At 61.1% G+C, this 14,140-nt stretch carries 11 protein-coding genes; 4 read left to right on the plus strand and 7 right to left on the minus strand.

Annotation, left to right across the window (positions count from 1 at the left end; all coding sequences use genetic code 11):
* Positions 1 to 10: 10 nt before the first annotated feature.
* Positions 11 to 1,204, plus strand: a complete 1,194-nt coding sequence (locus ACXHXG_RS22705) for an MFS transporter (RefSeq protein ID WP_457900797.1) — start codon at positions 11 to 13, stop codon at positions 1,202 to 1,204.
* Between the two features lie 233 nt (positions 1,205 to 1,437).
* A complete protein-coding gene (locus ACXHXG_RS22710) occupies positions 1,438 to 1,815 on the plus strand; it encodes a hypothetical protein (protein ID WP_457900798.1) in 378 nt (125 codons plus the stop codon).
* Between the two features lie 84 nt (positions 1,816 to 1,899).
* Here ACXHXG_RS22710 and ACXHXG_RS22715 read toward each other — a convergent pair whose 3' ends face one another.
* From ACXHXG_RS22715 to ACXHXG_RS22730, 4 genes are all read right to left on the minus strand, one after another.
* Positions 1,900 to 5,160 (minus strand): GH36-type glycosyl hydrolase domain-containing protein, encoded by a 3,261-nt coding sequence (locus ACXHXG_RS22715; protein ID WP_457900799.1) that lies wholly within the window; start codon positions 5,158 to 5,160, stop codon positions 1,900 to 1,902.
* Between the two features lie 138 nt (positions 5,161 to 5,298).
* Positions 5,299 to 6,363 (minus strand): S66 family peptidase, encoded by a 1,065-nt coding sequence (locus ACXHXG_RS22720; RefSeq protein WP_457900800.1) that lies wholly within the window; start codon positions 6,361 to 6,363, stop codon positions 5,299 to 5,301.
* Between the two features lie 9 nt (positions 6,364 to 6,372).
* Positions 6,373 to 8,853 carry a glycoside hydrolase family 2 protein gene (locus ACXHXG_RS22725; protein WP_457900801.1) on the minus strand — a complete coding sequence of 827 codons (2,481 nt, stop codon included), beginning with the start codon at positions 8,851 to 8,853 and terminating at the stop codon, positions 6,373 to 6,375.
* A 30-nt stretch (positions 8,854 to 8,883) separates the two neighbouring features.
* Complete coding sequence (locus ACXHXG_RS22730) at positions 8,884 to 9,591, minus strand: FadR/GntR family transcriptional regulator (protein ID WP_457900904.1); 708 nt, start codon at positions 9,589 to 9,591, stop codon at positions 8,884 to 8,886.
* A 121-nt stretch (positions 9,592 to 9,712) separates the two neighbouring features.
* Between ACXHXG_RS22730 and uxuA the strand changes: the two genes are divergently transcribed.
* Entirely contained in the window at positions 9,713 to 10,915 is a 1,203-nt protein-coding gene (gene uxuA, locus ACXHXG_RS22735; protein WP_457900802.1) for a mannonate dehydratase, read from the plus strand.
* A gap of 30 nt (positions 10,916 to 10,945) precedes the next feature.
* Here uxuA and ACXHXG_RS22740 read toward each other — a convergent pair whose 3' ends face one another.
* A complete protein-coding gene (locus ACXHXG_RS22740) occupies positions 10,946 to 11,323 on the minus strand; it encodes a hypothetical protein (RefSeq protein ID WP_283053970.1) in 378 nt (125 codons plus the stop codon).
* Positions 11,324 to 11,477: 154 nt separating this feature from the next.
* Between ACXHXG_RS22740 and ACXHXG_RS22745 the strand changes: the two genes are divergently transcribed.
* Positions 11,478 to 11,903, plus strand: a complete 426-nt coding sequence (locus tag ACXHXG_RS22745) for a VOC family protein (RefSeq protein ID WP_285168622.1) — start codon at positions 11,478 to 11,480, stop codon at positions 11,901 to 11,903.
* Between the two features lie 105 nt (positions 11,904 to 12,008).
* Here ACXHXG_RS22745 and ACXHXG_RS22750 read toward each other — a convergent pair whose 3' ends face one another.
* Together ACXHXG_RS22750 and kynU are read right to left on the minus strand one after the other, a co-directional pair.
* The gene (locus ACXHXG_RS22750) at positions 12,009 to 12,839 is read right to left on the minus strand and encodes an alpha/beta hydrolase (protein WP_457900803.1); all 831 of its coding nucleotides are present in this window, start codon (positions 12,837 to 12,839) and stop codon (positions 12,009 to 12,011) included.
* A 37-nt stretch (positions 12,840 to 12,876) separates the two neighbouring features.
* Positions 12,877 to 14,124 carry a kynureninase gene (gene kynU, locus ACXHXG_RS22755; protein WP_457900804.1) on the minus strand — a complete coding sequence of 416 codons (1,248 nt, stop codon included), beginning with the start codon at positions 14,122 to 14,124 and terminating at the stop codon, positions 12,877 to 12,879.
* Between the last annotated feature and the right edge of the window lie 16 nt (positions 14,125 to 14,140).

The raw sequence follows: 14,140 nt of genomic DNA on the forward strand, positions 1-14,140 counted from the left end.
GGGCCATCTCATGCCATTAGCTCTTTTTGCCTTGACGATCGCGGCCTATGCGATCGGCACCACCGAATTCGTTATCGTCGGTCTGCTGCCGACGGTTGCGGGTGATCTTCACATCACCCTGCCGCTCGCCGGTCTCATCGTCAGCGTCTATGCGCTTGGCGTTACCTTCGGCGCGCCGATCCTGACGGCACTCACCGGCGGTATCGAGCGCAAGCCCCTGTTGCTCGGCCTGATGGCGCTCTTCGTCGCCGGCAACGGCATGGCCGCCTTAAGCCCCGGTTACGAACCATTGCTTGTCGCCCGCGTGCTTTCCGCCTTCGCCCACGGCGTCTTCTTCTCCGTCGGATCGACCATCGCGGCCGATCTGGTGCCGGAAAACCGGCGTGCCTCGGCAATCGCCATGATGTTCATGGGGCTGACGGTCGCGATCGTCACCGGCGTCCCGCTCGGCACGTTCATCGGCCAGACCTTCGGCTGGCGGGCCACCTTTGCCGCCGTCGCAGCCCTTGGCGTCATCGCCTTTGCTGGCATTGCGCTGCTGCTGCCGTCAAACCTGAAGAAGGCGCCGCCGGCCGGGATCGGCGAGCAGGTCCGCGTGCTGGCAAGCGGCCGGCTGCTGATCGTCTTCGCCATGACAGCGCTGGGCTATGGCGGCACCTTCGTCGCCTTCACCTTCCTGGCCTCGATCCTGCAGGAAGTGACCGGCTTTGCGGCCTCCGCCGTCAGCCTGATCCTGGTGCTTTATGGCGTTGCCATTGCCGTCGGCAATGTTGTCGGCGGGCGTCTTGCAAACGGCAATCCCGTCAAGGCGCTGACGGGACTCTTTATTGCCCAGGCGATCGTGCTCGTGCTGTTCAGTTTCACGGCCGTTTCGCCTTGGCTGGCAATTCCGACACTGGCCGTTCTCGGCTTCCTGTCGTTTGCCAATGTGCCGGGCTTGCAGCTCTATGTCGTTCAGCTTGCCCGCCAGGTGCGCCCGGCCGCGGTCGATGTCGCTTCGGCGCTGAACATTGCCGCCTTCAACCTCGGCATTGCCGCCGGCGCCTGGATCGGCGGCCTGGTGGTGGAATCCGCGCTCGGCCTCGGCTCAACCCCTTGGGTCGGCGCGATCCTGGTCGCCGACGCCCTCGTCCTCACCCTCTGGAGCGGCGCGCTTGATCGTCGCTCCGCTTCCGTGCAGCAACCTGTTTCCTGCGCCGCTTGATGGCTCAGTCGTCGCGGCCGTTAAATTTCGTAACAAATAAGAACACAACGCAAAATGCGGGTGAGCATAGTGGGTGAGCTGGGTGCGACGGATGAGCCGAAAGGCCACGTCTGCCGCCTCGCCAATTCTAAGCGCCTCGGCAGAAGAGGCCTGCATATCAAAGCTGAAGGGACCGGTGCCGGGAGCCCACTAAATCGCTCCCCTATTGGAAAGAAACGACAAAGGAAATGCCAATGAGGGTTACCTTCATCGCCTTGGGCGTGACGGCCGCAATTACGATGGGCCTCGTCAGTCCCGCTATTGCACAGGTTGTCATTCACGAGGATCAGTCGTCGGACGGCTACGACTCTGACCGGGACCAAACGGAGTCCGATTTTCTTCACGCCTGGAACCGGCATCACGATGCAGCCAATAGATGGGGAGAGCGTCGCGGCAATTTCGGACCGGATGACGTCATACGCCTCTTGGAACGGCGCGGTTATCGCGTCAGGAACGTAAAGGATGTCGGGGTGCGTTATCTGGTTGAGGCGACGCGTGGCGACGACAACCTCCTCGTGAGCGTGTCTCGAGGAGGGGAAATCATGGGCGTGGTGCACGATAACCGCTATTGAGAGGCAGGTAAGGCCATTGCATATGACCTCATACCCCCCAGCCGCAAATTCAAAGGGAGCCGCAACAAGCGGCTCCCTTCGCGATTACGCTTCAAAATCCAGTTCGATCTTGGAAACGGCAACCGACGCCGGCAATAGCGGCTTGTGGATACGTTCGCCGAATTGCCGTTTGAAGCCGAAGACGTTGTTGATCAGGCTTTTCGTAAAAAGCCCGGGACCGCTCGAATAGATGCGCCAGCCGCCATCGACAGCGATATCGCCCGCCTTGACGCGATCCCAATCATCAGAGGCGTGATAGCGATCGTGGAATGCGGCGTCGCTGCTGCTGAAATAGGTGTTGCGCTGGCGCAGCGAGGCATGGTCGAGCCGGCCGCTGATCGCGATCGGATTGGCGAGCGCCAGCGCGTTCCAGACGCCGTCGGCATCGTTGTCCAGCGCCAGCGTCTCGCAATAGCGCAGATGCGCATGCACATACATCAGCCCGATCTCGCGCCCGAAGAAGGACGAGGATTCGGCGCGGCGGAACAATGTTTCCGGTCCGCCGGCATAGGTCGCCGGCTTTTCCATCAGTCTCACACCATCCGGGAAAAGCAGATTGTCACTGATCAGCTTCATATGCGCATGCCGCTGTTCCGGCGTGAAGAGGCCGCCCAGCATCGGCTGCGTCATCGCGATCAGCGAATAATGCAGGCCGGTGCGCGTATCCTGCGGATGCAGCAGCAGTTCGACGCCATCATGGCTCGGATCGAAGACGCCGTAGCCGGCGACGACACCGTCGCGCATCAGGAGGCGGTTGAAATCGTCGCGCATGGCGGCGGCGGTTTCCTTGAGCGTCTGCGCCTCGTCGTCCCGGCTGGCAAGCGTCAGGATCGCGGCGTAGCGCACCAGTTGCTCGTAAAGCAACGAGACGGTCCAACTGCTGACCATCCAATCGCGCAAATGCGGATCGGCCGGCTGCAGGCTGTCATTCCAATCGCCTTCGCCATAGCGGATGAGGCTTGTGCCGGGTACGAAGCGGCTGCGTACGGTGTCGAGCAGCTTATCGACATGCGCGGAAATCGTCGCCGTCTCTTCGGTCCGTTGCATGGTGTCGTCGGCCCGCCACGGCACGGTTTCGGCTAGGAAGGCGAGATCGCCCGTCGTCTCGATATAGTCGCACAGCGCCTTCAGCGGCCAAACGACGATATCGCCATGGCTTTCGCCGGCCCGGATGTTGGCATAGGGCTCCAGCATGAACCATTGCGGCCAGTCACCCCGGTCGCGATACTGCTCGGAAAAGACGGTGCTCAGAATCTGCTTTACTTCGGCATCGTGTTCATAAGCGAGCAGGAATTCCACTGGCCCCTGGCAGGCGTCGCGCGTTCCCCAGGCCGCGCCGGTATATTGTTCGAGGCCATGCGGCACGCTCAGATGCACGATCGCGTCATGCGCAAGCCAAGGCAGCATCACAGCCTGCGCCGTGACGTCGCGCCCGTCCCCTTCGATGCGCACGCCGCGCGTCACATGGCTCCAGAAGCGTTGCGCGGGAGCAAGCATGTCAGCGCTGCTGACGCCGTCCTTGTAGCGCACGGCAAGACGTTCGCCTGCCGCCGCATCGGTCATCGATCCGGTGACCGCAAAGCTGAAGCCTTGAACCGGATGCGATTTGAGCGCGATGAAGGGGCCGTTGCGAGGCGTGCCGTCGCTGTAGAGAAGCTCATCGCCGCCGATTGCCTCGAAGGCACCCGGCGTCGAGGTGACGAGATGGTAGGCCGCATGCGGATAGCGATCCCAAAGCCAAGACGGCTGGGGCCGGAACGATATCTGCTTGGCAGCAGTGTCGATCTCGATGTTTGCGACGGCTTCGTAGTCACGTTCCCCGAGCACGATATGACCGAAGACCAGGAAGCGGCAGGCCCCGCCGTCGACCGCTACGGTCCACTGCATGGACGGATCGTCGCCGGAAGCGATGGCCGTCACCGTAATGGTGCGTCCGGCAAGGCGGTAGATCCAGCGGACATCGCTTAACCCCATGTCGAAGACCGCGGGAACGCCAAGCAGGCGCCAGCCTTCGCCGAGGTCCACGAGCATGCGCAGCCCGCTCGCTCGCGTCAGATTGTAGGGGTCGCGGGAGACCGAGAAGAGCTTGTGGAAGGACGTATTGCCGATCGTCAACTGCGCGGCAAAGATGCCCTGCATCCAACAGGTTGCGGCCAGCGTCTGGTCGTCCAACAGCATATTCTGGCCGCTGCGGACGATGGCGCCATGACGGCGTGCAACAACGCGCTCTTTCTCACGCAGTACGATGTGGCGATTAAGCGAGCCATCCGGCACGAAGAAGGAATAGAGCTGGCCATCGATGCGCTCTTCCAGCATCCGCTTGGGATAGAGCCGCTCGATCGTCGCTTCGTCCAAAGGCTCGGTCACGAATAGCGGCGCATCCTGCACCAGGCTGCGAGCCGGGGCATCGCCGGCAATATCGCTCGTCGCGAGTTCGTTCAGCGCCTGCGGCAGAGCGTCCAGCCTTGCAAGATCGGCATTGCTGGAGGCTGCGGGGTGATCGGCGACGAACAAGCCGAAGAAGGTTGCGGTTGCGATCGTCTTTGGTGCGAGCGCGAGAGGTTTCGATTGGATCGCCGGACACGCGACTTCGTGCTGCCGGCGCGTGCTCGGCAGGCTTTCACCATAGCGCGGCACCATCTGTGCATCGCCGCCTGGGGCCGGCACCGCCAACTGGATCGCATCCGTGGCATAGGCCGCCGCCCCATCGAGGCAGCCCTGTGCCAGCCAAGGATTGCGCCCGCCGCCTTGCTTCAGATTTTGCCGGTTCATCACCACCGGCCCAAAGGCGGAATGCTCGGCAATATGATGGTCGACATACTGCGAAGCATAGGCCTCGCTGTTCATCAGGAAACCGCGATCGCCGATGCCGACATCTTGGATCTGCACGAGATCGGCTGAAAGCGCCGCACCGGTCGTATTTTCAAGCGAAACCCGCCAGAACCAGGCGCTATCGCCGGGATGGAGCTGCAGCCGGACCGTATGCTTGACACCGGAGGTCTCGCCGCTCCAGCAAAAGCCCGCCTCATCATGGCCGAAGCGCACCGCGGCCTTCGGGCCAACAATTTCGGCGACTTCAGGCCGCGAGCCGCCGATGCGCAGATAGAGGCGCCCGATACCGCCGTAAACAGGCGATCCCAGCACCTGGTTGATCATGACGCTGCCCTGCTGGTCGGCAAAGTCGATGGCAAACAGCGTGCCGTTCGGCAGCGCAGATACAGACAGGCCGGCACTATTGGCGAGCGTGGAAAGACCGAGTTCTTCGCGCCGTGGCGTCTGAAAGCTACGATTGGATTCCAAGGACATAACCGGTGCCTCGCTGATTCATAGGTTGGGTACCCGCACTAGATCACAAGCCGCCGCACGATCATAGAAGGCAATTTATCGTTTCCGAGCGCAATGTTTCGCCAGGGTCGTTTCGGCCTGTGCCTGGCCACAGCGATCTTAACAAACGCCGGCCTCCAGCAGCTTCAGCGTTGCCGCGTGACAGTCGATCGAAGCTTTCACGCCGTAGGGGAGGGTCAGCATCGGCTGGGTGTGGCCGAAATCGAGGCCGCACAAGACGGGAAGGTCGGGGAGGCCAGCTTCGGCTAACGCCTTAACAACAGTGGTTTCGAGCTCCGCTCGATAGGACTCATTGCCCGCCGGATCGGGTCTGGCAACCAGCACGCCGTTCAGCCGCTGCAATATGCCTTGAGCTGCGAAGTTACGCAGCCAATACTCTATGAGTTTGGGCGATGGCGCCTCTTCGGATGTTTCATAGAAAAGGATGGCCCCATTCCATATATCGAGGGAGGGCCACCATGCCGTTGCCTTCGCCATCTCCAATACTTCAGCGCAACCGCCCAACAAGTGTCCGGACGCACTTCCATGTCCTTGCAATATCCGTGGTAGGTCGGCAGGTTGTAGCAAGCGGGGTTTTCGCTGCTGGGCAGGATCGCCCCAGTCGGTCTGCTCGGCGGTCCAACCCTCGGTGTTCGGCGGGACCAGTCCTATTGGTTCTATCTCGAATAAGGCCTTGCGGACGCCGTCGATGGTGAAGCGATGCATACCGCCATTTTCGGCGAAGCCGGACATGATGCTCGGCCCATAGAAAGAGGCGAGACCCGCAGCATGGCAGGCAAGATGCAGGCTGGTGGTATCGGAATATCCAAGAAACACTTTCGGATTTTGACGGATGATATCGAGGTTCAGATGTTGAATGAGCAGTATCGAGTCATTACCGCCGATCGTGGCGACGATGCCGGCGATCGATGGGTCAGCAAAGGCATCCATCAGGTCCTGTGCTCGTGCAGCCGGGTTTCTGGCAAGCCAATCAGCCGGCGCCAACGTATGTGGCATCTCAACGACGGTGATATTGAATATCTCTTCGAACTGGCGCTTGCCGGTGAGATAGCGATCCGGCACTGTGCCAGGCCCGCCCCAGGAGGGCGAGACAGCGGCGATCCGGTCACCGGCCTTAATGCGGCGAGGCTTGACGAGCGTTCGACTGGCTGATTCCTGAATCAATTCTCACCCTTATTCTGCCTCACCGGGGTGCGCTGCGCCTGCAACCTGATTGGCTGTACGCACGATAGCGGAAAGATCGGCGTCCTCCCACGCATCTTTCGACAGCCCCTTGATGCGGAAGGTTTTGCCCTCGCCCGGCATCAGATTGACCAGCATATCGTCGACCTCGGCATTCGGGCTGATGCGGTCGGCAAACAGGCAGAGATCGCGCAGGAAGGATTGCGCCGTGACCGTGACGGCGACGCCGTCGGCGATCGGCTCGGCCTCAAGGTCGAAGCGAGGCTGCGGATATTGCAGTTTCATATCCTTCTCGAAGAACCACCAGGCTTCGGCATCGCCGAGGCGGGCGCGCAGGAATTCGCGCTTAGGGTTGCCCGGCGTCGCCACATCCTTGGGGATGGAGATCTCGGCATTTTCGAAGCGGTCGCAAAGGATACGCCAGACGGAGTGGCGAGCGAGCAGCGTGCCGCTGAAATCGAAGCGCTCGATGGTGAAGGGCACGCGCCAGAACAGTGTCGCATCGTTAACGGCGATGGCGGCAAGACCGTCGCCGCGTGGCTGAATCGTCAGGAGATGCGGTGCATAGCTGTTGCGCAGGGCATACCAAAGCGGCTTCTTCCGGCCTGCGCCATCGACCGCTGCCCAGGAGGTCACCGGCCAGCAATCGTTGAGCTGCCAGACGATCGCGCCCATGCAGGTGGGGCGATGCGAACGCATGTGGTCGACTCCGACGCTGATGGCGCGCGCCTGGTTCAGTTGCGTGACGAAAAGCCAGTCGTCGAAATTTTCCGGGGCGGGAAACCAGTCTTCCAATCCCTTGATCAGCTTGTCGTTGCCGCCGGTTGCCTTCTGGTGATGCAGGACACCGGGGGAGGCGGGCGCTCGACTTTTCTCCCGCACGGATTCGATGAGCGTGGCGTAGGTCGATGGTGCCTGCCAGCCGAATTCGGAGCAGAAACGCGGAATATAGTTGCGGTAGGTCTCGTATCCGACCTCGTTCCAGACGTCCCAGATGTGCTTGCAGCCATGCTCGTCGGCATTCGGCGCAATATCCATCGAGCCGGAATAGGGGCTTCCAGGCCAATAGGGTCGGGTCGGATCGATCTCAGCGACCAGTTTCGGCAACAGGTCAAGATAATAGCCGGCGCCCCAGGGACGATTGGCGAGCACATCCTGCCAGCCCCAGTCGAAATACCCCCAGATGTTTTCATTGTTGCCATTCCAGAGCACCAGCGAGGGGTGTGGCATCAGCCGGGTGATCGCCTCACGCGCTTCCGCTTCGATCTCGCCATAGACCGGCTCCTCCTCCGGATAGGCGGCGCAGGCGAAGAGGAAATCCTGCCAGACCATGATGCCGGCGGCGTCGCACTCTTCATAGAAGATATCGGTCTCGTAAACGCCGCCGCCCCAGACGCGGAGGATGTTCATATTGGCATCGCGTGCCTGGGCAATCCGTTCGCGATAGCGTTCCCGCGTCACGCGCGGCAGGAAGCAATCCTCCGGAATCCAATTGGCGCCACGGGCAAAGACCGGCACGTCATTGACGACGAGGGTAAAGGCGGAACCGATCTCATCGGGCGTGGTGTCGAGGCGCACGGAGCGAAAGCCAACGCGGCGCTGCCAGCGATCCAGCATCGCTCCGTCTGAGCCCAGAAGCTGGAGGTCGAGATCGTAAAGCGGCTGGCCGCCAAGCCCGTGCGGCCACCAGATCTCCGGATTGTCGATACGGCATTCCGCCAGAGCATGCGTCTCGCCCTGCGCAATTCGGACTTCGGTTCGTTTGCCGCCGATCGACATCACCAGAGCCGCGCTGTCCGTGCCTTCGTCCGCCCATTCGACCTCGATACGCAGGCGCGCCATACCGTCACCGCCCTGCAAGGTAATTTCCGGGCGGACAATGGCGAGACGCGCCTTCGACCAGCTTTCAATGGCGACTGGCTTCCATATGCCTGCTGTGACGACGCTCGGACCCCAGTCCCAGCCGAAATTGCAGGCCATCTTGCGGATGAGGTGTCCGGGTCCGGGATAGTTGGCCGGGATATCGGCCGCTGAACCGAGCGCGCTACGAACCGCTTCGCCATGGGCATAGGCGGAATCGAAGTCGACGATCAACTCGTTCCGGCCCTCCTTGAGCTGCCCGCGAATGTCGAAACGATAGCTGCGATGCATATTGCAGGTTTCCCCGAGCAATATGCCGTTCAGCTCCAGACGTGCTGCCGTATCGAGCCCGAGGCAGGAGAGATCGACCCGATCCGCCTCTTCGTCATCCCAGTCGAAAGCCATCCGGTAACGCCAGGCCGAGCGGCCGATCCAGTCCTGGGAGATCTCGTTGACATCCAGATAGGGGTCGGTGATGAGCCGGGCCGACAGCAGATCAAGATGCACATTGCCAGGCACGGCAGCCGGGATCGTCGCCGGGAGCGACGGGGCGCTCGAAGGTGCGCGTACGCGAGAAAGGGTCCAGCCGGTGTCGAGTGGCAGTTTCTTCATGATTATCTGTCCGTCAGGAAATGGATTGTGTCAAATCTGTCGCGGTTCTTGGGGAGGCTGGATGAACTGCAACCCGGCGTGAAGATGACGGTTCATATGATAGGCATAGGCGATTCGGTCACGCTGTTGGAGCGCGACGATGATGTCGCAATGTTCGTTATAGGCACTTTCGACGGCGGCCCGGGAGCGCTTGCTGGCTTCCATCAGCCGCTGCAACAGTGGCTGCAGAATGCCATAAACCTGTGACAGTGTGCGATTGTTGGCAAGGCCGACGAGTTCGGCATGGAACTTGAAGTCGAATTCCGCAGCCTTCGACAGTTCCGGCGCCAGCTTCATGGCGTCGTTGATTGCCTTCAGCCGCGCAATGCTGGTGTCGTCGATATTCTGGAAAAGAAGATCGGAGAGATTGACCTCGATCAGCCGGCGAAAACCCTGAATGTCCAGGAAGCTCTCGGCTGATATGTCGATCGCGAAGGAGAACAATTCCATCAACGCCTGCTGGCGGCGGTCGGTGATGACGGCGCCGACCTTTTGCCTGCTTTCGACGATGCCATAGGCCTTCAGGATGCGGATTGCTTCGCGCACTGTATTGCGGCTGCTGTTGAACATCGCCGCCAGCTCGATCTCCGAGGGCAGGGCGTCGCCAAGCCCGAGATTGCGCTCGCGCATCAGCCGCCGGATCTCGTCGACCACCTGGTCTACCGCCGATCCTTTACTCTCGATCTCAGCGGATTCCATCGCCACGCATTCCTCCAACCATCAAAAGGATATTGTTGGTCAATAATGGATGTCAAGCGCATGTGACAGTGGACTTTCGTCGATGCAGCGATATGTTGACCAACAATAATGGAGGCATCGCATGGAGAGCTGTTGGCGCTGGTTCGGGCCGAAGGATCTCGTTCCACTCATTCACGCGCGTCAAGCCGGCGCAACGGGCATTGTCACCGCACTGCACGATATCTCCCATGCCCGCACCTGGACACCGGGGGAGATCGAGGCTCGCAAGGCCCTGGTGGAAGCAGCAGGTATGCGCTGGAGCGTCTGCGAATCGATCCCGGTCCCAAGCGCCATCAAGTTTGGCGGCGCCGGCGCTGCTCAGGCGATCGGCGTCTGGAAGGACACGCTGGTCAATCTCGCCCGATCCGGCATCAAGACGATCTGCTACAACTTCATGCCGGTGGTCGACTGGACGCGCACGAACTTGCGCTTCGAGATGCCGACGACGGCGCTTGCCCTTCGTTTCGACATGGTGGAATTCGTTGCCTATGATGTCTTCGTTCTGCGCCGGAAAGGTGCCCAGGCAAACTATGCGCCGGAGCTTTTGCAGCGTGCCGAGGAGCGGCTGAAGGGGCTCTCGGAAGAGGCGGTTCGTCGACTGGAGAGCAATATCATCGCCGGTCTTCCGGGCGGCGAGGATAGCTACGGGCGTGAGGCGATCCGTACTGCCATCGAATCCTTTGACGGGCTGACGACGGAGGACCTGCAGACGAACCTCGACAATTTTCTGCACGAGGTCGTGCCGGTCGCCGCCGAAGTTGGAGCACGGCTCGCCATCCATCCCGACGATCCTCCGATTTCGCTCTTTGGCTTGCCGCGAGTGGTTTCGACGGCGGAGAATCTGCGTCGCATCACTGGCTGCGTCGATCATCCCGCCAACGGCCTGACACTTTGCGTCGGCTCCCTTGGTTCGCGCGCCGACAATGACGTGCTTGCCATCGCCCGCGAATTTGCGTCGCGCATCAATTTTGCCCATTTGCGCGATGTGGCGATCGAGCCGGATGGTTCCTTTGTCGAAGCCGCGCATCTGGAAGGGCGCGGTGACATGTACGCGATCCTGCGCGTACTTCTGGCGGAGGAGGCTCGCCGCCGCACCGATGGCCGCCCCGACCATATGATTCCGATGCGCCCCGACCATGGTCACCTGATCGGCGACGATGTCGATAAGCCGACCAATCCCGGTTATTCGCTGATCGGGCGGCTCAAGGGCCTGGCCGAGCTGCACGGCGTCATCCACGCCATTGGCAAGATCGATGACTACTCACGCTATTGGAAAAGCTTTTAGAGATTCCTGCTCGGCAAGCCGATGCAGCCTTCATCGCTTTAATCTGACGGGAACAAAGACATTCCAATGTCCTTCCCAACTGCCGTCGATCGTCCTGCTGCAGGTCACCGCAACATTCGGCGCGGACAGGCCATATGTTTTGGGAACCCATTTCACCGTCAGCGGCACAGCGCATCTCGGCACCTGAATCTTCAGATTTGGGTCAAGCGCCTCCCAACGGGTGCCGTCAGCCATGTTTTCCTTGGCGATGAATTGCCTCGCCTCTTCCCTTATCTCGAAAAGGCCGTGTTTTACGCCGCTCGTCCTGTCGTCTTCTATGCCGCGATAGGCGAGGCCGGACGCCAAGCAAGTTGGAGCCACCCCGGCAAACAGCCCTAAGGACAGAAACAGTGTTTGCCATCGGGTCATGTGTCTCTCGCCGTTCATGGGATGCAAGGTTCTTTGCCACGAAATGATCATATCGAAAAACCTTCACCGCGCTTGTCGGAAAATCGGATCGAAGCTCGTCCTTGGGACAGCCCGTCCAATGGGCACTAGCAAAATCCGTTCCGAGGAGTCGATCATGACCGATGCAACAGAACAATCGCAGCAGCCCAAGGTGCCGGTGCTTGGCGGCCTGGTGGCCTATTTGACGGTGGATGGCGCCGTGAAGGCCGCCGAATTCTACAAGCGCGCCTTCGGCGCCGAACAGGTGTTCATGTATCCGGCTGACGAGCAGGGCCGGACGATGCATATCCATCTCTATATCAACGGCAGTTCGTTGATGCTCTGCGACGCTTATCCCGAACATGGTCACGCGCTGCAAAAGCCGCAGGCTTTTACCCTGCAACTGCTTGTCGACGATATCGATGCCTGGTGGAAACGCGCCGTCGATGCCGGCGCCGAGGTCCTCATGCCAATCGAGGTGATGTTCTGGGGCGACCGCTGGGGCCAGCTTCGCGATCCCTTCGGCATCGTCTGGGCCATGAACGCGCCCGTCAAGAAATAAACTTTGCAGAAAGGACCGGGTTCGAAGAGTTCGAGCCCGGTCCCATTCGTCGAATGTCGTTGCAATGTTGAACCAGACGCGGCTTTCAGGATGAAGCCTTGTCTATTATTCAGAGAGCAGGGTCCGTGTCAGGGGATGCATGGGATCAGTCAGGCCATCCAATATCGTGAAATGATTGCGATCCGGCTCGATGACAGCGGCCGTTGCCGCTCCGAGGCCGGTCCAGATATTGGCAAGCAGGGCATTCTGGCGGATGAATTCGGCACGCTCCGCGCCGCCGACCCAACAGGTGAGGCGGACATTGTCTGCGGGCTCCAGCAGGGCCGGACTTTCGGCCATGGCTTCGGCGGCATCGATGCGCAGAAGCTCGTTCATGGCTCGCTTCATAATCGGGCGCAGGTCGTGCACTCCGGAGATGGAGACCACATTGCGGATGCGGGCCTGGATGGATGCGGCAAGCGGGGAGGTCGCCGTGACCATGCGGGTTACGAGCTGGCCGCCGGCCGAATGTCCTGTCAGCATCAGAGGGCCGTCGACCATATCGGCGGCTTTGCCGATCGCGGCCGCAACCTCCTTGGCAATGCCGGAAAGGCGGATAGCAGGACAAAGCGTATAGGAGGGAATGGCGACGGCGTAGCCATTGGCGATCGGGCCAGCAGCGAGATGCGACCAATAGCTCTTGTCGAGTTCCAGCCAATAGCCGCCATGGATAAAGACCACCACTCCCCTCGGTGCCTCGGCAGGCAGAAAGAGGTCGAAGCGATTGCGCTCGCCAGCCCCATAGGCGAGATCGAGTTTGGCGCGACCGGTCGTGGCCAGGCTATCGCGGAAGGTTTGCGCCGGCTCCACCCAGGCGGCCGGCCAGCGGTCGCCGCCGACCACATAGGCGTCGCTGGTGTAGGCACTTTCCCAGTCGGTAATCCTGAAATAGCTCATCGCCATGTCCCCCCGCTTCGCGAGCGCCAATTCCCTATCAGGTCACAGTCGACCGCACGGCAAAACGCGCGTCCCTCCACGATTCGCTGCTCAGAATATCCTCCAGCACTTCCGCCGCCTGCCAGACGTCGCGGTAGCCAACATACAGCGGCGTGAAGCCGAACCGCAGGGTTGCGGGCGCGCGGAAATCGCCGATTACGCCGCGTTCAATCAGGGCCTGCATCACTTCATAGCTGTTGCTGTGGGTGAAGGAGACCTGGCTGCCGCGTCTTTCGCTATCGCGCGTGGTTTCCAGGACAACGCCATATTGGCCGCATTTCGCCTCGACCAACTGTATGAAGAGGTCCGTCAGCGCAATGCTCTTCCTGCGAAGCGCGCCCATGTCGACCTCATCCCAGACGCCGAGCACGCCCTTCAGCGCTCGCAGCGACAGAATTGGCTGGGTGCCGCAGAGGAAACGCTTGATGCCTTCGCCACCGGCAAAACTCCGCTCGAAAGCAAAAGGCCGCGCATGTCCCCACCAGCCGCTGAGCGGCTGTGTGATGGCGTCGTGGTGTCGATGGGCTGCATAGATAAAGGCCGGCGAGCCGGGGCCGCCGTTCAGGTATTTATAGGTGCAGCCGACAGCGAAATCGGCGTTGGCACCGTCAAGATCGACCGGCAATGCACCTGCGCTGTGGCAGAGATCCCAAATCACCAGCGCACCGGCCTCGTGGATCCGGCGCGTCAGCGCCGCCATATCGCGCAGCTCGGCGCTCTTGTAGTTGACGTGATTGACCAACACGACCGCGACCTGATCGTCGATCAGGTCCTCGATAGTGTCCGCATCCCGGCCTTCGAGGCGAAGGGTAACGCCTGGGCGCGTCGAGGCAACGCCTTCGGCCATATAGAGATCGGTCGGAAAGCTGTCGCCTTCCGCGACGATAATGCTGCGGCCCGGCCGCATGGCAAGTGCGGCATGCAGGGCTTTATAGATGTTGATCGAGGTCGAGTCCGTAACCACGGTCTGCCCCGGCGCCGCGCCGATCAGACGTCCGATGCGGTCGCCGAGCTCAAGCGGCAGGTGGAACCAGCCGGCGCTGTTCCAGCTACGGATGAGGCCGTTGCCCCACTCCTCCTTTGCCGCCTGCTGCAATTCGGCGAAAACATCATGCGAGGCGGCACCGAGCGAATTGCCGTCGAGATAGATGACGCCCTCGGGCAAGGCGAAGCGGCTGCGGAAGGACCGCAGCGGATCGGCCGCATCCATGGCCTCGACAGCGGCGAGATCGGGAAGGCTGGTCATGGTGTCGGGTCTCACT

The organism is Rhizobium sp. LEGMi-198b (assembly GCF_054114205.1).

Coding starts and splice junctions, on each gene's coding strand:
- ACXHXG_RS22705 (WP_457900797.1), top strand. CDS start 11: ATGCCATTAGCTCTTTTTGCCTTGACGATCGCGGCCTATGCGATCGGC.
- ACXHXG_RS22710 (WP_457900798.1), top strand. CDS start 1,438: ATGAGGGTTACCTTCATCGCCTTGGGCGTGACGGCCGCAATTACGATG.
- ACXHXG_RS22715 (WP_457900799.1), bottom strand. CDS start 5,160: ATGTCCTTGGAATCCAATCGTAGCTTTCAGACGCCACGGCGCGAAGAA.
- ACXHXG_RS22725 (WP_457900801.1), bottom strand. CDS start 8,853: ATGAAGAAACTGCCACTCGACACCGGCTGGACCCTTTCTCGCGTACGC.
- ACXHXG_RS22730 (WP_457900904.1), bottom strand. CDS start 9,591: ATGGAATCCGCTGAGATCGAGAGTAAAGGATCGGCGGTAGACCAGGTG.
- uxuA (WP_457900802.1), top strand. CDS start 9,713: ATGGAGAGCTGTTGGCGCTGGTTCGGGCCGAAGGATCTCGTTCCACTC.
- ACXHXG_RS22740 (WP_283053970.1), bottom strand. CDS start 11,323: ATGACCCGATGGCAAACACTGTTTCTGTCCTTAGGGCTGTTTGCCGGG.
- ACXHXG_RS22745 (WP_285168622.1), top strand. CDS start 11,478: ATGACCGATGCAACAGAACAATCGCAGCAGCCCAAGGTGCCGGTGCTT.
- ACXHXG_RS22750 (WP_457900803.1), bottom strand. CDS start 12,839: ATGAGCTATTTCAGGATTACCGACTGGGAAAGTGCCTACACCAGCGAC.
- kynU (WP_457900804.1), bottom strand. CDS start 14,124: ATGACCAGCCTTCCCGATCTCGCCGCTGTCGAGGCCATGGATGCGGCC.